Origin of the sequence: Leptospira bandrabouensis, assembly GCF_004770905.1 — a bacterium.
Taxonomy (GTDB): Bacteria; Spirochaetota; Leptospiria; order Leptospirales; family Leptospiraceae; genus Leptospira_A; species Leptospira_A bandrabouensis.
In genome coordinates, this window is the sequence record NZ_RQHT01000015.1 from 261,797 (window position 1) to 282,682 (window position 20,886).

Below are 20,886 nucleotides of genomic sequence, written 5' to 3' on the forward strand. Positions count from 1 at the left end.
TTTCCTAAAAAAAACTAACCTAAATAATCTTTTAGAAAAGGCACTTTTTTTCTCTCTACATAAAAAAGATAACTAGAAAGTAAAAATACAACGATGGCCAAAAAGAAGAGCAATCCACCATCCCCTTGTACAACGATTCCCAAAAAAACAAAATGTGATAAAATAGCACCTAACATCAAATTTAAACTCAGAAGAGAACCAAGCCATACAAAAGAAGGGATGAGTAAAAACAAAACACAAAATGATTCCAATACAGCAAGCCCGTATCTTCCCCAAGGTTCCATACCTAAAGTGGAAAAGATAAACTTAGATTCATCGGAACCAGAAAATTTAAAAAACAAGGTTTGTGCAATGATAAATGTTGCAACAAACCGGGCCAAATGAAACAAAATGGATTGAATGTTTGGTAATCTCATTTAGAACCTTCCGCTATTAAAATTGATTTGATTTCTGCAAAACTAGTCCAGGGTATAAAATGATTTTCTCCCTTTAGGATTTGAAACCTATGTTTTATATTCAGTTTCGATTTCGTAAAGTATTGTACATTTTCTACAAGGACTAATTGGTCATTTTCTCCATGAATCGATAAAATATTCAAACTACTATTTCCTAAAGTCGTTGTTAGTTGTTCTAAATCAAATTTTAAAGTAAACATTTCTTCATTACTAAAAATCCAAGACTTAGGAAGGAACCATTGAAAAATTTGGATATTTGCTAAATGGTTATACCAATGTAGTTTTTCCAAATTAGGGTCGGAAGGACTCGAAAGTAAAATTGTTTGTATATTCTTAGGAAAGGTTGGAACCTTTGCCATAGACAATACAATGGCAATTGGACCACCATAAGAGTGACCTACAATGATCGCTTTTTCAAAAGAAAAACTTTGTTTGCTTATATAGGTTTCAAAAACCTTTGCCAATACATTCCCTTGTTGGAAAATATTAGGAAAAGATTTTTCGTTTGTGGAATCACCATAACCTAATCGATCAGGGACAAAAATACAAAACTGGTCCTGAAGTTCTTTATTATTCAAATAAGTTATAAAATCCGAAGAGGAACCAGGAGATCCATGCACTAAAACCAAAAGCCTTTTTTTATCCTTACATTTATTAGATAAAAAATGAATTTTGAATTGGTTCCAAGGTAAAGTGACACTTTGAATGGGTTCTTCCCCTTCTAAAGAATCGTTGGAACAAAAGATTAATGCAAAAAAAGGAAGTAGAAATAATACAATTCTCAAGTCCTTCTTTTGTTTTTGATGATTTGTCATTCGTCACTACTTGTAAATAAGGCACCCGATTCATATAAACGTTTAAAAAGTGCGTTTGGCATTTTAGAATTGTTTGGATCCGCGTATTCCGGTAAAAAACCTTTTACTAAATACATTTCAATATCTGCTTTGTTTTTGATAGAGACAAACCCTCTAGGTTCACATTCAAAGTAAAACTTTACCTCTTCAAACACTTGGGAAGAAATATTCACCTCTCCAATTACACCCGAACTTTCCAAACGACTTGCGGTATTGACAGTATCTCCCCAGACATCATAAGCAAATTTATCAGTTCCCACAACTCCCGCAACGAGTGGACCACTGTGAATTCCTAAACGGATCTCCCAAAATTCACGGCCATGCAAAGAACGAATTTCTTTTTGTTCTGCCATATACTGTTGAAACATTAAACCACATAACACTGCATCAACGGAATTTGTTTGGTTTTCTTCCGGTACTCCACCAACTGCCATATAGGCGTCACCAATGGTTTTAATTTTCTCTAACTTGTATTCTTTGCATAAACGATCAAATTCACGAAAAATAGTATCCAATTCGCCTACTAATTCTTCTGCATTCATCTTTTCAGCAATCTTTGTAAAACCTGCCATATCACAAAACAAAACGGATGTAACTTCGTACCTTTTAGGTATAACACGAGCTTCTCTCTTTAATTCTTCCGCAATGGATTCCGGTAGAATATTCAAAAGTAATGTTTCCGATTTTTTTCTTTCTATATTTAAATTTCTACTTAAGATGAAAATCAATATCCCTGTCAATATTTGAACAAATAAGTAATTACCACCCGCATCTAGGTAACGATCCATTTCATTTGCGTAACCAACAATCCAATCTCTATGAAAGTATTCCGCTATATAGAGAGAGGCCGATACACCGATGTAAATCGAATAAACCACCCAGATGTTGTGATTCCGAATGAGTATCAATGCGATTACAAGAGATGGAATCAAATAATAATGGTTACCTCCGACGGAACCACCGTTAAAGAACCACATGGATGCAAGATAAAATAGGATTGTTAAATTGAATGGCCAATACAATGAAAAATAGATACTTTTGACTCGACTTAAGTAGTACATGGCAAGCATTAGGAGTCCAGAACCAACATTCAGTGAGATGAGAATTTGGTAGTTTTCTAAATAAAGAACACCAAATACACCTAGTAAGTTCAATAACCCATTGATTAGAGATACTGTATTAAACAGTCTATGTTCGAGAGAGTGTTTTTTAGGATCTCCGAGAAAGAGGTATATCCATTTCATTGTAATTGCCAAGTATCCCCTTGGAAACTAACCGGATTCAACCATTTTTCTACCTAAGAAAGGAGGTGAATTGAGTTTCGGAAGAGTTCCAAAAGGAAAAGAAACACCAAAACGAAAAGTAATATAGCATTCATAAAAATCTGATCATTAAACCACAACAAAACAAGTGTTTGTCTTGCAAGAAACAAAGGTTCGGTGCATTTGGTTGATTTGTATATCAAATGCCATTCGAATTTATACGGCAATGTTCTTTTTTCTATTTAACTTTAGTCAATGTATAACGACAGAGAATTACAAATTGTCAGAGATTTTACCTGCCTATTCGAAATTTGAAGGAAAAAAAATAGATCCCTTAGTGGATAAACCTATAGGAAAACCTTCAAGTCAGTTACCTAAATACGATGCCTATTTGGAAAATTCGAAAAGAATCATCGTAAAACTCCGCCTTGCTTCCCGGTTTTTTAAAACTAACCACGAAAAACTAGAACTAAGCCTAGTAGATAATGCGTTTCTTTATAAGGAGTTTGCAACGGACCTTCCGAATCTAAAAACCGAAATCGATATATTGGTGGAACAAGGTAAAAAATTATCGATGGAAGCAAAAGACGATTTTGTTGGTCCCAAAGCCATACGTCTTCCCCATTTACTTTCCGATTTAAGTTCTACCGTCAATGACTTGGGTGGACTGAGTGGAGAGCTAACCAACCTTTTGAATCATTTAAAATCCTCAGATTCTACCGAATTTGCAAATTTAGAAAATGACAATACGACAGAAAAAATTCCTTCTTTGGATGGAAACAATTCCAAACAATCGATGGTAAATTCGAAAGAATATAAATCCCAAAAACTCATATCAAAAAATATAAATGAGAAAGGTTCGGACAACTTAATTCCGGAATATTCTAATAGTCAAATGACCGAAAATCGAATTTTACCTGGAATTGAAAAACTAACCACCTTTCAAAACTATCTTTCTTCTAGGAAAAAAAATTGAACTTAAATATCAAACTTTACTTCTCTTTACTATTATTTTTGATCATAACTCTCTCTATCTTTCCTGAAACTGTAATTTTAAAATCAGGAAAATCATTCAAAGGTAGTGTCATCGATCAAAATATAGATTATTTAAAACTTAAGGATAAGGAAGGAAATGTTTTACAATTTCAAAGGAATGATATCCACAAAGTAACCTATAGAGATTTGGACGAAAAAGAAGTTAATAAAATTGTTGATGTCGCAAACCAAAAATCAGAATCCTCGGCTAATGCAAGTGATGAATTAAATGATGATTTAATCACCGGATTGATGGAACAAAATAAACAAATTATTGCTCTTTCAAACGAAGTGGTAAGTTTAAGCCGAGAACTCGAAAAACAAAATCAAAGAATTGAAACGATTGAAAAAACTTTCAAAGTGGCTCCTAAAAGAATCCGTTGGGGAGTTGTAGCAAGGTCTGCCATTTTACCAGGATTAGGGCAATACCATTGGGATGAACCTATTTGGGGGTCTGTCTACTTAACCACTTTTTTAGGTGCATTAGTACATTATAATAATTCATTAAATAACTTCCAAAAAGCAAAATCGGATTATCAAAATGATTTCCGTTCACTAATGATTTTAAACACTGGTAATGCCGGCATTGTTTTTAATTTTCTTGATAAAAACAATTTATCATCGGAATATAAAAAAACTGCAAAATCACTTAACACAGCAGCTGATGTTTTAGTCGGAGTATTTCTGATTAATTTAATTGATTCCTTGTTATACCGGGCAGATAAAGATCCGGTTCTTACCTCAGATGGTAAAAAAACTGGATTAAATTTGAAAGCGGAAGTTTACCAAATGGATCCATTTGCATTGTCTTCTAAACCACAAAACATCTCATCAGGAAATGTAGAATATAAAATTGGCTATACATGGGTATTTTAAAATGAAATTTCTTAACTCTATTTTCAAACATAAACTTACATTCAGTTTTTATTTAGTCTGTATGCTTTTTTCGCAGAACTGCAGAGTTGATGAAAAACCAAATGGAAGTTTACTCGACCAAGGGACTCCAGAAGGTTTTTTTATCACCAGTGCCTTATTTGAAATAATAAGAAAAGGACCTACGAGAAGTTGGACCAGTTTTTCCACACCCTTTACAAGCACCAATCCGTCGGATTTACTTTCACTTGATCGAAAAAACCAAACAACCTATGCACTCTATGTTAATTCCTTTAACAATACTTCCATTGTTTATTCAAGCAACGATGGAACCAATTTCTCACAGTTAGGTGTAACGGTAAATACAGCAAACACCAATGTTTTTTCAGTATTTAACACAAGAATACAATTGTCTGACAACTACTCCAACAATTCTGGTGGTATATGGAATTCTAATACCACGATCAGTGGATTTTGTATGGTGAAAGATTCAGATACAAGTGCCTATGTTTTGGGAAATGGGTTCGTAAACAAAACAGTCGATGAAGGTGCAAATTTTACCTTAGTTACAGGTAGCCCTGGTTTTCCTTCTAGGTCCTCTGGACTCTGTACTTATAAAAATGGAAAGATCTTCTTATTCGGTGGTCAAAGTTCCGATTCGAATTTTTTTGATCTTTGGGAATCTACTGACGGTAACAACTGGACTCAAATTTCGTCTGCGGTGAAACCGGAAGGAAACAGTGGTTTTAATCGCCCCTGTGACTATTTTAGTAACGCAAAAATCATGGGATTTGCCTACTCAGAAGAAACAGAATACAAATACCACGTGATAGGAAATAACTTAGCCCTCTTACAAAGTAAAGATGGAAAAAGTTGGCAGTGTACTAACCCAAGTTATAATGCTTATTATTCGGGAACTAATACAATTTCCAATAGAGCTGTCCTAGTAGGTAAAAGATTGTTTATATATGGAACATCTAGTTATAATTCTCAAAATGCCTATACTGATTTAGAATGAAATTTATAGAAAAAAGTAATTCACTTGGATTTGCAGGTGAATCACTTTCTTTATCAGAAGACCTCTCCTACTTTTGTTTCAGCCAAGAGAGATCTAAAATAAAAAACTAAAAACCGATAGGATTCACTTCCTCTAATTTACACTCGTTTCCTTGTAGGGCAGCGATACTGTTACCATCAATTCCAGAAGAAATGACAGACATAGGTTTATTACAATACGAAACCTCTTTCAAATTATCGAAAGTAGAACTTAATGTGGCAGTTTGAAGCAAAGAAATATTTGTTAGACCTTCTTTACATTTATCTAAAGATTCCTTTGTATAATATTTATCATCCTCAATACCAGAAACTGAATTTAATATTTCAGGTGCTAGTGCTAAAGACAAAAATGAATTAGTACTAGAGGAGGGAATACTAGTGGCAGTTGCTGACGGTTGGATTCTGATATAGGCTGCAGTAGTACATTTGACCGCAAGACAATTGGATGCAGAAATTGTCGTAGTAGCTGTCGTTAAAGTCTGGACTGCAGAAATCACACCTGCACAAGCACCCGCACTTGACACATAAGTACAAGAGGCAGTAGAACTCGTATTTGCAGTCTGCAACACTTTAACTATGTAAGCAGAACTTGATGCAGAGGCATTCGATCTAAAATATAATGTACCACCCGCTTTGGCATCTAAATCAACATATTTATTAGCTGCAGGCAAAGTAAAATTTGCTGCAGTTGAATCACTTGCAGAACCTAAATTGGCATTTGATTCGGTAGGACATATAAAATTTGTGTTGGAACTGGATGAACTTGCCGTGGAAAGAAGGAGAGGAAAGGATAATAATCCTAAATTGCTATTTAAATCCTTAATTTGTTTTTTTGCATCTTTTCCTTTTACTCCTGAAGGGGAATAAATATTGGAACAATGAACGGAAAATAGAACCATTATTAGAAACAGTATTTTTTTCATATAACCTTTGCTTATTGATAACACAAACTATGAATTTGCGAATACATTTTTTGTCAATTAATTCTTGTTAAATTACACTTCAAACTTACATCAGAATGGAATATTAAAGTTTTTAATGAGAGGGAAAAGAAAAAAGCCCCTTCCCGAAGTTTTCTTCGAAAAGAGGCAACCGTCTTAAGGCAACTCTTGCCTTACTACAACTTAAGCGTTATTCAAAAGTCGTAATACAGAATTTGGCCGAAGACTGGCTTGCGCTAACATTGCCGTACCGCTTTGCACGAGAATTTGTTTCGTCGTGAGCGCTACCATTTCTTCCGCCATATCTGCGTCCCTAATCCTTGATTCGGATGCTTGCATATTTTCGTATGCACCCATGAGGCCTTTAGCAGTACTTTCGAGCCTATTTTGATAAGCTCCCATATCTGCTCTCTGCTTCATGATCTTGTTCAAGGCGAAGTCCGCTTTAGCAATCGCTTCATCTGCTTTTCCAGGTGTAGAGAGTGCAATTTTATTTGCCCCTTCTGACATCTTTAGAGCTTTCGAAGTCATAGTTCCAATGTAGAAACGCTCTCTTTGCTTTGCGTTTGCTCCCATGTGAAACCACATCGATGCCTTCGTTGACTTTCGAGCGAAGTCTCCTTCAAACAGTTTCATTTTATTGAACTCTGCTTGGGAAGCAATTCGATCGATCTCATCCACCAGCGCAGATACTTCTACCTGCACGAGCTGCCTGTCCTCCGGTGTGTAGATTCCGTTCGAAGTCTGGATCGCTAGGGTGCGGATTCGTTGGATGATTTCAGCCGACTGGTCAAGGTAACCCTCTGCAGTCTGGATGAAACTCAGTCCATCTTCCGTATTCCTTTCGGCCTGACGTAAACCACGAATTTGTGTTCGTAGTTTTTCCGAAACAGCAAGACCAGAAGCATCATCACCGGCAAGGTTAATCCTTTGCCCAGTGGAGAGGTTCCTCATGGTCTTATCTACATCCCATTGTGTAAACTTGAGAGCACGATGTGATTGGATCGCACTCATGTTGTGATTGATAATCATTGGCCTACACTCCTTTGTGTATTACCAAGAACGATATATATTGCGTTCTTAGCCGGACAATCCCTGTCCGGTGTCAAGGATGAGCTTTCATTTTGCCACCTGGCAGGGGAAAGCCGGCTGATTATCTAATTACAACTCGTCAGTTACACTAACCACTCACTCCGTTAACTAATGTTAACGTAGAAGTGAAAGAACTCCTTGTGGACGAACATTCGCCTGAGCTAACATAGCAGTTCCAGATTGAACTAAAATCTGGTTCTTTGTGAAAGCCACAGTTTCTTCTGCCATATCCGCATCACGGATCCTAGACTCGGAGGCTTGGGTATTCTCATAAGCGTTCATGAGCCCTTTTGCAGCATGCTCAAGACGATTAAAGTAAGCACCTAAGTTTGCTCTTTGTTTGCTAATGCGAGTTAACGCAGCATCCAAAGTTCCGATCGCATCGTTTGACTTGTCAGCTGTGGACAAAGACAAGAGATCTCCACTTTGACCTTTAAGATTAAGTGCACGTGCAGTCATTGTTGCAATGAACACTCTTTCTCTTTGGTGTTGGTTGGGTCCGATATGAAACCACATAGAGGTTGCTCTAGATCCACGAGCAAAATCACCTTGAAGCAAATTCATTTTATTGAATTCAGCTTGAGAAGCTATTCTGTCTACTTCGTCAATAAGTTGTGAAACTTCGACTTGGATCATTTGTCTGTCTTCGTCAGTATAAATACCGTTAGACGACTGAATTGCAAGAGTTCGAATTCTTTGAATGATATCATTCGATTCTTGCAAATAACCTTCCGTTGTTTGGATAAGGCTCATACCGTCTTCGGTATTTCTCTCTGCTTGTCTAAGACCATTCACTTGCGTTCTCATTTTTTCCGAAACGGCTAGGCCTGATGCATCATCACCTGCTCGGTTGATTCGCATACCAGAGGATAGTTTCTCCATATTTTTGGAGACTTCCTCGTTTTGGAACTTGAGGACGCGATGTGAGTTGATCGCGGCTAAATTGTGGTTTATGATCATTGGTTTCCTCCTTGAAACTTGATCTGGCAAAAGAGAGAATCCCTTCTCTCTTTGGTTTTTTTGTGTCTGGCTTTCAGGCCCCTATGGTGCCTAAAATCTCTATTTGTTCCCTTTGTATGTCGGTGATCGGACAGGAGAAATTAATTCGAAGATTTGGAGGTGTTTTTGCGTTTTATTGGATTATTTTGGCGATTTTTATGAGTTTTTGGTGACTTTAGCGTTTTATTTTTTTTAAAAAAAAGTTCTAATTTCCCCCATACGATGATCGGCAATTCCCCATTTTCCATAAGCAAATTTTGAAAAAGGGGGAAATCTATAGGAATATCCCTGATTTACGAGTTAATAGAGGGGCCTCTTTCCGGAAAGAAAAGGCCCTATTGAGTCTATTAAGGTCGGCTCACTTGCGAAGACAAGGATTCCCAGTGGTAAACAGGACTTGCTTCTCCAGAAAAATGGTGTTCGATTGATTTTATGTTTTTAAAGTTTTCAAAGAGGCTTGCATTTAACGCACGTATGGTGGATTCCATTGCTAGAATTTTACGTTTGTTAGTGACTTCTTCTGGTTCTTTGGGACCAGTTTCCGTACCACCTGAATAATAGGTGATAGTGTCCACTGGTGCGTTCGGATTTTCCTCTTCTGAATCGCTAGTTTCCTCAGATTTTGTGCGAGGGAGTCTATATTTCTCCATTACGTCTTGTAGAATTTGTACATTCCAATCAATCACAAGTTTCGAATCTTTTTCCAAAAACCAGGACTGCTTTAGAGCATATCGAATGTCCAAAAGTTTTTTAGGAGAAAAAAGTTTTCCATCTTTTGCCAAAGCTTCCACTGAATCAAAGTAAGGTGGTGAACCCACTTCACCTACGATTTGATAGATAAAATCCCCTGTTTCTTCCTGTTTTAAAACTTTTCTGTGGATGGGGATTTGTTCCCCTTCTCCATTGGATATGTAAATCACAATAGGTTCTCTATGGTCAAGGGAGGGATAAGAATAGAGTTGGAAAGGAACAAGTAACCTGAATGGATTTTGTTCTGCTAAAATAAAAAAACTAAAAAAGATCAGAAGAGAAAACCAAGAGGCAAACAAAAAAATAAAATCTCGAGTGAGTTTCGTTTCCCCCGTTCCGATTTTGTAAAATCGAATGACGAGTATTTTTACCGTTTGGCTTAGCGAAAGTAGATAATCCTTAATCTTTTGAAGATGCGTATTCATGAATTCCTTTGATGACACTGCGTGCAATTTTCTTTTGGTAGGTTTTATCCCGTAATTTCCTACTCTCTTCAGGGTTTGTCAGATACCCCATTTCCACAAGTACCGCAGGCATAAGGCTTCCTCGCAAGACGGAAAAATCTGCCTTTTTCACACCTCGGGACGGAATCTCTGGGCTTAAGGCCCTTTCATATTGTTCTGCAACGGCAGTTGCCAATTTCTTTGACCGCCTTTGGGTGACACTAGACAACATCTGGGATTGGATCTGGGAGACAACTGGGTTCTTATGTTTACCCACATACCGATTTTCCAATAGGGCCGTTTCACGGGCCGCTTCGGTACTTGGACTTTGGGAAAGATAATAGACTTCAAATCCAGCTGCCTTATCCGAAAGGGAGGCATTACAATGGAAACTGATAAAAACCACATCCCTTGTATCTTGCAAAACTTGATTGGCAAGCTTCGAACGATCTTCGAGCTCCACAAAACTATCATTTTTACGAACCATCTGCACCCGAATTTCTGGGTAATATTTTCGTAAGTACAAATAAGTGTAACGGGCTACACCAAGGCTTACATCCTTTTCAAAGTATCCTGTAGGATCCGAAGTGCCCGGGTCTTTTCCTCCGTGTCCTGCATCAATCACAATGGCTTTTACATTTAGGTTTCGTTTGGGGACTGGTTCTTTGGGGATAAGAACCCAAAGTTCCGTTTCTTTGAATTGGTAACGAACATCATAGGAGATTAAGTTCAGTAAAACGGCTTCCACTAGATCCAAAGGAAGAAACACATCGTCTTCTTTTTTCAAAATGGCTTTCGGGATTTTGTAAATTTTTCCATCCAGAGTATAAAAACTGGACCCTAGTCGAAATTGTAAATTGCCTTGGGGAGTGTAAATCGAACCAACTCTTGTGAATTTTTTTAGTTTGGTGGAGAGTTCTGGCAGAATCGATTTTAAATCTGAAAATGCCACGTAGTTTCCTTTCCCATAGAGCGGAAGTTTGGCGACCTCAGCTCCTAGGAAACTCGGGAAAATACAAAAACAAAAGAGAACTAATCTTTTTTGAAGATAGAAAGAATTCGCTGCCAAATCGATTGTTTCTGTTTTTTAGATTTTTTCACTTCGTTGATATCGAAGAGATTTCTTCTTGGATCATTCTTTTGGTAAGATTTCCCTGACTGGTTTTTCTTATGTTGGCCTTTGCCTTTTCCATCCTTAGGATGATGGCCATGTTTGAATTCATGGTGGGTCATTTTGGCCGGGTGTTTATGATCACCTTCTCCCTCATGTTGGTGCGGGTGTGACATCTTTGCTGGCGGGTGGTGTTTTTCCCCTTTTCCTTTCCCACGTCCACGGTCTCCCGAACGGTTCCCGTTTCTGTCACCTGACCTGTGTTCTCCGCCTCTCTGCTCTCCCCCATGTCTTGGTTTTCCACCACGACCGCCGCGTTCTCCCCTTTCCCGGTCTTGGTATTTTTTTTCACCAGGAATGGATTCATCGGCAAATACAGGAGTGAACTCTCCCTTCGGAAATTCCAAATACTCTTCCCGGATTTCTCCCATGGGAATTTTGGAATTTAGGTAACGTTCAATTCGTTCGAGTTCGGTATAATCTGTTTCAGAACAAAATCCAATCGACATTCCCTTTCTTCCCGCACGGGCAGTACGTCCAATACGATGCACATAGTTTTCTGCATCTTGTGGTAGATCATAATTATAAACCACATCGATATTTTCGATATCGATCCCGCGAGAAGCAACATCAGTGGCAATCAGGTATTTGTATTTTCCCGCTTTGAAATCACGTAACAAACGAATCCGTTTTTTTTGGTCGAGTTCCGAAGAAAGTCCTGTTGCCGTAATTCCAAACTTTCTAAGTACAGAAACAATCTTTGGGATGTTCATTTTGTAGTTAGTAAAAATGATGCCCAGGCCTTCGATCTCATTATGCAAAAGTGAATTCACAAGGTAAGGGAGTTTTTCTTCCCTTCCTAAATGGAGTAAGTTTTGGTCGATTCTTTCGGTGATGACTTTTTCTGGATTGATATGGACTTCAATTGGATCGTTCAAATACTTACTCGCAAGACGAACCACTTCGTAGCTGAGAGTTGCACTAAAAAGAAGAGACTGTTTTCTGTTTTTACATTTGTGAAAGATGTATTTGAGATCTTGGACAAATCCCATATCGAACATTCTGTCCGCTTCATCCAAAATCACCACTTTGATATTTTCCAAAGAGAGGCCGTGATTTTTGACAAAGTCAATGAGTCGTCCAGGAGTTGCGACAATCAGACAAGCCTTATTTCCTAACGCCTGTTCTTGGGACTTATAATCGGTTCCCCCGATGATGGTAGCCACTCCGAGGTCCGTGAACTCTAAAAGTTTTTTTGCTTCTTCGGCAATTTGGATGGTGAGTTCTCTTGTAGGTGCAAGGACTAGGGCATAAGGGAGAGCCTCCTCTTCTTCGGCAGATAAAAGCCTGTGGAGAGTGGGCAGTAAAAAAGCCATAGTCTTTCCAGTACCTGTTTGTGCAAGGCCTGTGAGGTCGTTTCCTTCCATCGCGAATGGAATGGACTTGGCTTGGATGGGGGTGAGTTCTGTGTAGCCGATTTTATCTAGGGCTTTAGAGAGTGACTCGTGAAAGGGTAATTCGTTAAATTTCATAATGGATTTCAGTGTTTTAATTTTCTGGCGATTAGTTCGATGGTATCACCATAGGCAAATTGGTTTGCATAGAGGCGATACAGCCATTCGGGGAGTTTGCCTCTAGGCCCTAAATCCCGGTAGGAGTGATACGACATAGGTCTTACATAGTTCACCTCGAAGCCAAGGATTGACAAGAGTTTTTTCAAAGAGTGAACAGAGTAGTCAAAAAAGTGGTCAGTTGGATGGGTTAAAAACCATTCCTTGGGATTGGTTTGGAAACTGGGGCCAAAACTGGAAGGAACCGCTAAATACAAATGCCCACCGGGCAAAATCCAATCCCCTAGCCTTTTCCAAATCCCTTCAATGTCTTCAATATGTTCGATGACAAAAAAGGCAGCAATGACATCAAAAGAATGTTTCCATAAAAGACTATCCACTGACAAAACAGAAGTTTGGTCTACATCGAGGCCCAGTGTGGATTTAGAATATTCCACTTCTTTCGGAGAAAGTTCGAGACCCCGTGTGTGGTAACCGGCAGTCCTTGCTTCATCCAAAAAAAAACCAGCAGCCGATCCAATTTCCAAAAGAGAACTTCCTTTTGGTTTTGCCCCCACCGATTCTAAATTGTGGAGCCTCCGTTTTGCCATACCCCGTAAGTTTGGTTCATCATCATAATAAGATTTTTTGTATTGGGACTTATACTCTTCCATAAAGTAACTGTCCCCATACTCTCTCTGTTTTGCAGGAAGATACCGAAGAACACCTGTAAGTCTGCATTCTTCATAATACTCAGGGAATTTTTTATGGGGTGAAAATTCGAATAAACTCAAAAATAAGTTCTCTTTTTGGATTCGAGAGATTTTTCATACTGAGCCCGAGCTGCCCTTTTGTTTTCATAAGCTTCCGTAAGGCTTGGGTTTAAGTCAATGGCTGTTTGGAAACTAGAAAGTGCTCTTTTAAATTCCCCATTTTTAAAATAACAAACTCCCAAATAATTATGTGCTTTGGAAGAAATGGTAGGTGTCACATCAGAGCGAGTAATGACCGTTAGTTCTTCAATCGCTTTTTCACGATCCACAAGGGAACCGGAATCAATTAAAATTTTAGAAAGAACTAACCTTGATTCCATATCTTCAGGATCGATGTGGCTTGCACGAAATGCTTCTTCTTTGGCCTTTTTAGAAAGCCCAGAGTTCCCGCTACTTGCATAATTCAGTGCCAGTTTTCTGTGAGCGAGTTTGATTTCTTTTGGGTCTTTGGAATTTTCCAAAACATAAACGAGCATCTTTTCTGCGGCCGGAAAGTTTTTGGTTTGGATGTATACGTCTGCCAGTTTCAGTCTTGCTTCATACAGTTCCGGTTTCCAAGCAATAGCTTCTTCATATTCGGCGATTGCTTCTGAATAAAATCTATTTTCTAAATAATAATCGGCAATGGCAAGTCGTGGTGGCACATGGTTCGGATCTAGGGCTTGTGACTTACGAAGGGACTCAATGGCCATTGTAGGTTTTCCGGCATGCAAATAAGTTAGGCCCAAATTGTAATATGCCGATTGGTTTTTCGGATTTAAGGAAAGTGCCCCTTCAAAAGCGGTGATACTTTCCGAATACCGTTCCATCTCATCCAAAATGATTCCAAGGTTTACATAAGCGGTTTCCGAATACGTATCTCCTGGCGTGAGGCGAATGATCCTGCGAAACAAACTTTCAGCTTCGACAAGTTCCCCTTTTTTATAATAGAGTTCCGACAAAGCAAAAAGAGAATCCACATCACTGGGTTTCAGTAACAAAGCTTTTTTTAAGGCAGTAATGGCCATATTGGTTTGGCCCATGGATAAAAAGGCATCAGCAATATAACGATAAACTTCGGGTTCGTTGGCATTGGAATCGAGGGCTTTTTGAAAGTACTTGGCCGCTTCTTCTGGCACCTTCTTTTTCAAATACACCAAACCTAAGTTATAGTAAGATTTGGCATCGTTTGTTTTCAAACGAATCACTTCTCTGAAATAAAACTCAGCCCTATCATAATCTTCTCTTTGGTAGAAGATGGTACCAAGATGGCCATAAGACAAAACGGCTGTTTGGGAATTAGGTGCCGTCTGTATTACTTTTTGGAATTCGGCAATGGCTTCTGCAATATTTCCTTGTTTCAAATAACTTATGGCTAAGTTGTATGTAAGGGTGACATCTGTGGGTGCCAAAGACTGCCCTTCTTTGTAGGCTTCGATGGCACTGGCCGGATCTCCAATCTCTTGGAATAAATTTCCTTGGAGGAGTGCCACACGGTAATCGTTCGGAGCAATTTCTTTGGCCCTTTCTGCGGCCCGTCTTGCTTCTTCAAATTTTCCCGCATGTTTGAATGCGAGAGATAAATTATAAAATGCAAAATAGTTTTTGGAATCGTATTGGATGGCTTTTTCCAATCGTTCGATCGCATTGATATAACGACCAGCTTCATCATACATCACCCCAAGAACGGTGAGGGCAATGGATTTGTCTTCGTCTGAGCCTGGTGAATTTAAAAACTCCTCACAAACATTTCCAACGCGGTTCACATAACGGTTGTGATAGGCATTGAGACAGGCCGCGAGTTTCGGATTTACGGAATCATCTGGAAGGTAAGGTTTATCCACAAGAAGGTTTAGGGCCTTTTTATCTGTGGGAAGGTTCTTTAAGGCTTTTGCGATCTCTTCTGGATTCTTTTTTTTCTCCAGATACCACCAATACCCGGCGGATAAAAATCCAAGAACGAGGGCAACTAGGAAGGACCAAAATAAAAAGGATAAAACAGGACGACGGGCCGTAGTTTCTGATTCGTAAGTGGTTTCTTTTTCACGACCCAGGTTCCGTAAGTATGGATCTTCCTGGTAATAACTTGGCTGTGAGGATTGTTCCTCTATACGAAACCGGTTTTTTTGGATGGGATCCATTCTATCTCTTACTGGGGTTTGTTCGCTACGATCTCCTTCTTATAGAAGGCATCAAGTAATCCGTTGATAAACTGTGCCGATTCGTCCGTTTCAAATTCTTTTGTGAGTTCCACCGCTTCGTTGATGACAACGGGGGCTGCAAGGAAAGGTTCCTTTTGCAAACTAAGAATTGATAAACGTAAAATACAGCGGTTGACCACGGAAATACGCGAAAGTTCCCAATTCTCCGAATACTTCTTGATTAGAGTATCGATCGCTTTTCGATTTTCGACCACTCCTTTCACAAGAAAGACAGCATAATCCTTTTCTTCACGAGTGATTTTTTTGTCATACCAATCGAATTTCATAGCCCGATCCGGATCGGTTCCGACCAGGTCAATTTGGTAGAGGCACATTAAGGCGAGACTTCGCCCGCGGTGTCTAGAACTCATCCGATCTCTTTGAAAAGATTTGCCATTTCGATGGCTGTGGTGGCTGCCTCGTATCCTTTGTTTCCTGCTTTGGTACCGGCTCTTTCGATCGCTTGTTCAATGGATTCTGTAGTGATGACTCCAAAAATCACAGGAACGGATCCGTCTGCCACTGACCCTACTTTGGCGGCTTCCCCAGAAACCAAATCATAATGAGAAGTGGCACCACGAATTACTGCCCCCAGGCATACGATGGCAGAGAATTGGTATTTTTTGGATGATAAAACTCGTTTTACGGTTTGTGGAAGTTCGAAGGCACCGGGAACATAGATGACAGTGACATCGGAATCTGCGATTCCATGTTGTCTATAGGCATCTTTGGCTCCTTTGAGTAGAGACTCGGTGATAAATTCATTGAACTTTGAAACGATGACACAATGTTTTTGTCCGTTTCCGATGCGTGTGCCTTCCAGTGTAGCTGTCATGTATCCAAAATCCTAAGGGGGTGTTATTTCGCAAGACGAATGACAAGGGTAATCTTTCCGTCTGGATTTTCTACTACTTCAAACCCGTCTCGTTCGAGAGCTTTTTTGGCTCGGTAGATTGCCAGATTCACCACATTGGTTTTGTCATCGTTCGGTTTTTGTGGTTCTTGGTGCATTTGGCCCCCCTATCCTTTTTAAGTTCGGAAGCCAAACCACCCAATCTTAAATGCCAATGACTTTACAAGGTAGAATTGTTTTCCTCTTATGTCATATAGGAAGAAAATGAAGAAAAAGAAATCTGTAAAGAAGGTCAAAAAAAGAAAACCGGTAGTCTATACCGAGAGTGACTTTATTGTAAAACCTTCCTCTATTCCTAATATTGGAATGGGACTATTCACCAAACAAACATTATACAAGGGTGATACTGTAGGTTATTACATGGGTAAAATCATTACCGATGAACAAGCGGAATCAAACAAATACGTAGACTCAAAATACCTACTTTGGATCTGTAAAGACTGGTGGATTTATGGGGAAGGAAAGGAATCGAATTACACCCGTTACATCAACCATTCTTCAAAACCCAATGCGGAACTCATCACCTCTGTCAGATGGAAAACCGCTAGGTTCAAAGTGTTAAAAACAATCCCTGCGGGAGCAGAAATTTTCTTCGATTACGGAAAAGACTACTGGGACAACGTGGACTTCAAACCGAAATAAGTTTGAGTTATGGGGCCAAAACCAATTTGGCCCAATTTCAAATAAGAATACAAATAGGACAATCTCTTAGAGGAGATCGTTATTTCCAAAAGCAGGTTTGGATGATGTTTTATGGACATCGGCAGCTTCTAAGGCTTCGACGTAACGGATCACAGAATCATCCATCCGAAACACTCCTTCACTACTCTCTTTATGGCCTAAACGGCAAACCAAAAGATTGGCGGCAAAGAAAATCAATGTAAGAACCAAGGGAAAACGAAATGCATTCGACATAAAACCCTCCGACTTAAGACTAAGCCTCCTACCCGCCTCTTCCCAGGCAAGAAATTTTTAGAAGAATTCTAATAGAAATCTTCGATTCGAATGTCGGGAAAAGCATTGTTTTCATTCTCTGCGGCCGCAAGGATTCCTTCCTCCACGGGACCGTTTAACATCCCTTCTAAAGTCAAAAAGAGATTGGCGTGCACATTGGTACGACGCACCGCATAATCGACCATAGTTCCCGTTTTCATGATAAAGGCCCAGTCGCTACTTTGTAATAATAAGAGCTCCCTTCCCATTTGTTTCAAAATCCGTTTCTGTAAATCGGTTCCCGATCCAAATTCGTGGGCCCTTTTGTGCATTCTTATGCTTAAGGAATGGATGAGAGGATAAATCCAGTCATTGGTGGAATTGAGCCATACCTCACCGTATCCATTTTCCCCCCAACTAGACATTTTCATTTCCACTGACTGGACGCGCGGAATGCCACGGGCTGCCTCCATAGGATGGGAAAGCATAATGGTGTTTTGGTTAAAATGGATTTTTTTGAAAAGAAATTCGATAAACTGCGGGCCCTCATACCACCAGTGACCATATAACTCAGCGTCGTACGGGGACACGATGATTGCTGGCTGTTTGTTTGTTTCAAATAAATGTTCCGCTTGGCGGATGCGGTTTCGTAAAAAATCTTCCGCATGGTTTCCTGCCGCCTCCATCGCCCAGTCAGGATGGTAGTATCCTTTGTCCTGAGTTTTCCCAGTGATCCGAAAGTATTTGATACTGGTATTGATCCTCACTCCATTGGAATGAAGGTATGGGGAGATATCTTCCCAAGGGAGGTCATGGCCTATGTCACGATAGTATTCCCTGTACCGGAAATCTCCTGGATACCCATCAATAGAACTCCATACTTGGTTGCTACTTTCTGGATCTCTACCGAAAGCAAAAACCCCACGCCCCACTTCCACCGGTGCATACACACCAAACTTGGGTCTCGGGCTTGCATGTGTGATTCCATGTGTGTCCACAAAGAAATACCGAAATCCTTCCCGGTCCAGTTCCTCTTCTAGTTTTTGTGTGTATCCACATTCGGAAAGCCAAATGCCTTTGGGATCCCTTCCCCAGATACGGCGGAAGGTCCGCCTACCATTCTTTAGTTGGGAACGAAAGATGGAACTTTCCGAATCATAAAAAGGTAAAAAGGCATGGGTGGCAGGACTTGTCATGGCTTCCAATTCACCTGATTCGATAAAGGGAAGAAAACTTTTTGTTAAATCACCATTCGTTTCTTCAAAGATAGATTCTGTATCTAAAAAATGTTCCAAATAACGTTTCGAAAGATAATTGAGATGTGGATCGTATGTTGTTCGTTTGGTTTCGTGTTTTGCTAAACTAATTAAATTCTTTATGTACTTTCGAAATCCATTTTGCAAATACGGATCTGTTAACATTAAAGAGAGTGTAGGTGTAAACGACATGGTGATTCGAAAACGAACCGACTCTTTTTTTAAATTTCGAAACACTCTGATAAGAGGGATGTAGGTTTCTAGGATGGCCTCGTTTAACCAGTTTTCTTCGATAAAAGGAGTCACATACCCAGGATGCCTAACAAACGGTAGGTGGGCATGTAATACAAAAACCAAATGCCCTTTTACAAAATGATTCATTACAAAAGTCCTTTTCCTGACCCCGATCCATTCCCTAAAGAGGAAGGTGCTTGGTTTAGATTTGATTGTCCTTCTGGGCCACCCGTTTTCCTAGGGTTCACAAAAAACGCAGAAGGATCTCCATCTTTAAAATAATACTCATCACTATCGGCAGACTTGGCAACAAGCCCCATCTCTATCCACTGTGGATGAATCCATTCTTTATCCAAACGAAAGGATTCGGATCCGCCCGGGAAATCTTTTCCACTTGTATGAAGAGCCGAAACTTCTTTTTTCTGAAAAGAAACAAGGATGGAAGTTTGGATTTCCCTAACGGGAAACATAAATTTCAAATAATAAGATTCTGTAAATGGAAGAAGATCATAAAATTCAATCCTTTCGCTTCCGAATATATTTTTGTATTCTACTTTCAATCGGAATTTTAATCCTTCAGTAGAAGGAGATTCTAAATCGTTCAAAACATTCTTTAGTGTTTTCTCTGAAAATTTCCAAAAAACAAAAGCTTCTTTGGGAGTCCGAATGAGAACCCTCATAAGATCATCACCAGGTATTTCTGGATGTTTTGTAAATTTGGAATCGTTGTAAATAAGAACTGGGGGAGTGGAATGAGATAGAGGTTCTGTTTTTTTTACCGTTTTTTTTGCGGCAATCTTTGCACCAGTTTTTACTGGTTTTTCTTTTGGGCTGACAACTGACTGTTTCTTCTTAGGGGCGGACTTTTTTTTGGCGCCAACTTTCTTTTCTTCATTTGCCATGTTCCAAGCTTAAAGATGAGAAACACTCACCTTCAATTCTTTTTTATTTGACGTTTGCTTTTTTTCCAAAATACAATCAATCCATACCAAATTGGGACAAACTATGAAAATCAATTATACCTGGAAACACTTAGACCGCTCCGAAGCCGCTGAAAAATATGCGGACGAAAAACTAGAAAGAGTTACAAAATACGTTCAAAAAATCGTATCCTGCGAAGTATCATTTGAAGCCATTCATGGAGAAATTAGCTCTAACTTAAAGTTACACGCTGATGGGACCAATTTTAACGCTCACAACCAAGACAAAGATGTTTATGTTTGTATCGATGGATTGGAAGACAAAATCCTTTCTCAAGTAAGCAAACACCACGATAAAAAAAGCCAACACTAATCTCTAACATGATTCAGAAGTCGGAAGAAGCACTTACCTATCTTTCCAATGGTGAGTTTGAAACTGCAAAATCTCTTTATTCCGTACTTCTGGATCGAGATCCAGAGGATCTTGCCACCATCAGTGGTTATTATATTGCCAGTTTTTGGGACCACAGGCTCGATTTAATTCTAAAAACCAGAGAAGGAAAAGAAAGAGGCAAACTCCTCCTTGGATTTTTTGCCGATTTTGAATCCGAAATCCGCAAACGTGGATTTCAAAATACAGAAAGTTTTTCTGTTACCCAAGATTGTATCTTAAAAGAAGCACGCGACCACCTAAAACTTGCCTACCAATGGGAAGGTGCCAATGCTCTCGACAAAGATTTGTTACGTGAATTGGCGGTTTGTCTCATCAAAATCAAAGATTATGGTATGGCCTTAGAAGTGTTACTCTATGGAGGGAATAAACATTCTCCTGCGCTTCAGTATTATTTAGCAGAAACCCAAGTGATGACGGGAAATGAAAAAGAAGGAATCGAAACTTACCGCACTGCTTTTTTAAATGATCCTCAACTTTTTCCTCATACCATTGTTCGTTGGCCACCACTCCTCACTCTCATCCAAAAAGCCAGTGAAATCACTTCTAAAGAAGACGAAATGAAGGAACTGGTTCCTGTCCTTGCTTGGAGAGAAGGAATCTTTCGTCCTCTTGTTAAAAAAGACGAAACCACGATCCAAATTTGGTTTTCTGAACTGAAGAGACTGGCGGATAGCAAAGAAAGAAGTGGGGGAAGTTTTCGATTGGATGCAAGGATGGAGCAGTTTGCTTTAGCCATTTTGCATTCGGCAGACGACATCCGTTCTCGGGACGCCGTCCAATTTGCAAAGGGATTTGTTTAGAA

Annotated in this window: 23 protein-coding genes; 6 read left to right on the top strand and 17 right to left on the bottom strand. The window is 39.3% G+C overall.

Annotation, left to right across the window (positions count from 1 at the left end):
* Window positions 1–14: 14 nt before the first annotated feature.
* Genes EHR07_RS18800 through EHR07_RS18810 form a run of 3 tightly spaced genes read right to left on the bottom strand, consistent with a single transcriptional unit; the run spans window position 15 to window position 2,553 of the window.
* Window positions 15–416 (bottom strand): DoxX family protein, encoded by a 402-nt coding sequence (locus EHR07_RS18800; RefSeq protein WP_135746568.1) that lies wholly within the window; start codon window positions 414–416, stop codon window positions 15–17.
* Window positions 413–1,270, bottom strand: a complete 858-nt coding sequence (locus EHR07_RS18805; RefSeq protein WP_135746569.1) for an alpha/beta fold hydrolase — start codon at window positions 1,268–1,270, stop codon at window positions 413–415. Before EHR07_RS18805 ends, EHR07_RS18800 begins: the two co-directional genes overlap by 4 nt.
* Window positions 1,267–2,553: an adenylate/guanylate cyclase domain-containing protein gene (locus EHR07_RS18810; protein ID WP_135746570.1), complete on the bottom strand. Its 1,287-nt coding sequence runs from the start codon at window positions 2,551–2,553 to the stop codon at window positions 1,267–1,269. Before EHR07_RS18810 ends, EHR07_RS18805 begins: the two co-directional genes overlap by 4 nt.
* 298 nt (window positions 2,554–2,851) lie before the next feature.
* Here EHR07_RS18810 and EHR07_RS18815 point away from each other — a divergent pair, with 298 nt between their 5' ends.
* From EHR07_RS18815 to EHR07_RS18825, 3 genes are read left to right on the top strand one after another with little or no spacing between them, the layout of a single operon-like run.
* The gene (locus EHR07_RS18815; protein WP_135746571.1) at window positions 2,852–3,547 is read left to right on the top strand and encodes a hypothetical protein; all 696 of its coding nucleotides are present in this window, start codon (window positions 2,852–2,854) and stop codon (window positions 3,545–3,547) included.
* The gene (locus EHR07_RS18820) at window positions 3,544–4,482 is read left to right on the top strand and encodes an LA_0442/LA_0875 N-terminal domain-containing protein (RefSeq protein ID WP_135746572.1); all 939 of its coding nucleotides are present in this window, start codon (window positions 3,544–3,546) and stop codon (window positions 4,480–4,482) included. Before EHR07_RS18815 ends, EHR07_RS18820 begins: the two co-directional genes overlap by 4 nt.
* A gap of 1 nt (window position 4,483) precedes the next feature.
* A complete protein-coding gene (locus tag EHR07_RS18825) occupies window positions 4,484–5,497 on the top strand; it encodes a tRNA wybutosine-synthesizing protein 4 beta-propeller domain-containing protein (protein ID WP_244288978.1) in 1,014 nt (337 codons plus the stop codon).
* 106 nt (window positions 5,498–5,603) lie between these two features.
* Here the strand turns inward: EHR07_RS18825 and EHR07_RS18830 are convergent, their stop codons facing one another.
* The 11 genes from EHR07_RS18830 to EHR07_RS19125 all read right to left on the bottom strand — a co-directional run bounded on the left by EHR07_RS18830 (window position 5,604) and on the right by EHR07_RS19125 (window position 16,385).
* Window positions 5,604–6,458: a TIGR04452 family lipoprotein gene (locus EHR07_RS18830; RefSeq protein WP_135746573.1), complete on the bottom strand. Its 855-nt coding sequence runs from the start codon at window positions 6,456–6,458 to the stop codon at window positions 5,604–5,606.
* 201 nt (window positions 6,459–6,659) lie between these two features.
* Window positions 6,660–7,508 (bottom strand): flagellin N-terminal helical domain-containing protein, encoded by an 849-nt coding sequence (locus EHR07_RS18835; RefSeq protein WP_100743280.1) that lies wholly within the window; start codon window positions 7,506–7,508, stop codon window positions 6,660–6,662.
* 174 nt (window positions 7,509–7,682) lie between these two features.
* On the bottom strand, window positions 7,683–8,528 hold the full coding sequence (locus EHR07_RS18840; protein WP_135746574.1) for a flagellin N-terminal helical domain-containing protein: 846 nt from the start codon (window positions 8,526–8,528) through the stop codon (window positions 7,683–7,685).
* A 386-nt stretch (window positions 8,529–8,914) separates the two neighbouring features.
* A complete protein-coding gene (locus tag EHR07_RS18845; protein ID WP_135746575.1) occupies window positions 8,915–9,742 on the bottom strand; it encodes an LIC_10740 family protein in 828 nt (275 codons plus the stop codon).
* Complete coding sequence (locus tag EHR07_RS18850) at window positions 9,717–10,712, bottom strand: N-acetylmuramoyl-L-alanine amidase family protein (RefSeq protein ID WP_135746576.1); 996 nt, start codon at window positions 10,710–10,712, stop codon at window positions 9,717–9,719. Before EHR07_RS18850 ends, EHR07_RS18845 begins: the two co-directional genes overlap by 26 nt.
* An 80-nt stretch (window positions 10,713–10,792) precedes the next feature.
* Window positions 10,793–12,403: a DEAD/DEAH box helicase gene (locus EHR07_RS18855; RefSeq protein ID WP_135746577.1), complete on the bottom strand. Its 1,611-nt coding sequence runs from the start codon at window positions 12,401–12,403 to the stop codon at window positions 10,793–10,795.
* 8 nt (window positions 12,404–12,411) lie between these two features.
* Window positions 12,412–13,215 carry a class I SAM-dependent methyltransferase gene (locus EHR07_RS18860; protein WP_135746578.1) on the bottom strand — a complete coding sequence of 268 codons (804 nt, stop codon included), beginning with the start codon at window positions 13,213–13,215 and terminating at the stop codon, window positions 12,412–12,414.
* Window positions 13,212–15,314 carry a tetratricopeptide repeat protein gene (locus EHR07_RS18865; RefSeq protein WP_135746579.1) on the bottom strand — a complete coding sequence of 701 codons (2,103 nt, stop codon included), beginning with the start codon at window positions 15,312–15,314 and terminating at the stop codon, window positions 13,212–13,214. The genes EHR07_RS18860 and EHR07_RS18865 overlap by 4 nt, the downstream gene beginning before the upstream one ends.
* Before the next feature lie 8 nt (window positions 15,315–15,322).
* The gene (gene nusB / locus EHR07_RS18870; RefSeq protein WP_100743287.1) at window positions 15,323–15,745 is read right to left on the bottom strand and encodes a transcription antitermination factor NusB; all 423 of its coding nucleotides are present in this window, start codon (window positions 15,743–15,745) and stop codon (window positions 15,323–15,325) included.
* Entirely contained in the window at window positions 15,742–16,209 is a 468-nt protein-coding gene (gene ribH, locus EHR07_RS18875) for a 6,7-dimethyl-8-ribityllumazine synthase (protein WP_135568674.1), read from the bottom strand. The genes nusB and ribH overlap by 4 nt, the downstream gene beginning before the upstream one ends.
* Before the next feature lie 23 nt (window positions 16,210–16,232).
* Window positions 16,233–16,385 carry a hypothetical protein gene (locus EHR07_RS19125; protein ID WP_167483398.1) on the bottom strand — a complete coding sequence of 51 codons (153 nt, stop codon included), beginning with the start codon at window positions 16,383–16,385 and terminating at the stop codon, window positions 16,233–16,235.
* A gap of 106 nt (window positions 16,386–16,491) precedes the next feature.
* Between EHR07_RS19125 and EHR07_RS18880 the strand changes: the two genes are divergently transcribed.
* The gene (locus tag EHR07_RS18880) at window positions 16,492–16,929 is read left to right on the top strand and encodes an SET domain-containing protein (protein WP_135746580.1); all 438 of its coding nucleotides are present in this window, start codon (window positions 16,492–16,494) and stop codon (window positions 16,927–16,929) included.
* A gap of 66 nt (window positions 16,930–16,995) precedes the next feature.
* Here the strand turns inward: EHR07_RS18880 and EHR07_RS18885 are convergent, their stop codons facing one another.
* The 3 genes from EHR07_RS18885 to EHR07_RS18895 all read right to left on the bottom strand — a co-directional run bounded on the left by EHR07_RS18885 (window position 16,996) and on the right by EHR07_RS18895 (window position 19,612).
* Window positions 16,996–17,202 (bottom strand): hypothetical protein, encoded by a 207-nt coding sequence (locus EHR07_RS18885; protein ID WP_135746581.1) that lies wholly within the window; start codon window positions 17,200–17,202, stop codon window positions 16,996–16,998.
* A 68-nt stretch (window positions 17,203–17,270) separates the two neighbouring features.
* A complete protein-coding gene (locus EHR07_RS18890; RefSeq protein ID WP_135746582.1) occupies window positions 17,271–18,857 on the bottom strand; it encodes a glycoside hydrolase family 57 protein in 1,587 nt (528 codons plus the stop codon).
* Window positions 18,857–19,612 carry a hypothetical protein gene (locus EHR07_RS18895; RefSeq protein WP_135746583.1) on the bottom strand — a complete coding sequence of 252 codons (756 nt, stop codon included), beginning with the start codon at window positions 19,610–19,612 and terminating at the stop codon, window positions 18,857–18,859. Before EHR07_RS18895 ends, EHR07_RS18890 begins: the two co-directional genes overlap by 1 nt.
* Window positions 19,613–19,715: 103 nt before the next feature.
* Between EHR07_RS18895 and hpf the strand changes: the two genes are divergently transcribed.
* The gene (gene hpf / locus EHR07_RS18900; protein ID WP_135568664.1) at window positions 19,716–20,003 is read left to right on the top strand and encodes a ribosome hibernation-promoting factor, HPF/YfiA family; all 288 of its coding nucleotides are present in this window, start codon (window positions 19,716–19,718) and stop codon (window positions 20,001–20,003) included.
* 8 nt (window positions 20,004–20,011) lie between these two features.
* Complete coding sequence (locus EHR07_RS18905) at window positions 20,012–20,884, top strand: hypothetical protein (protein WP_135746584.1); 873 nt, start codon at window positions 20,012–20,014, stop codon at window positions 20,882–20,884.
* The last annotated feature ends 2 nt before the right edge of the window (window positions 20,885–20,886 follow it).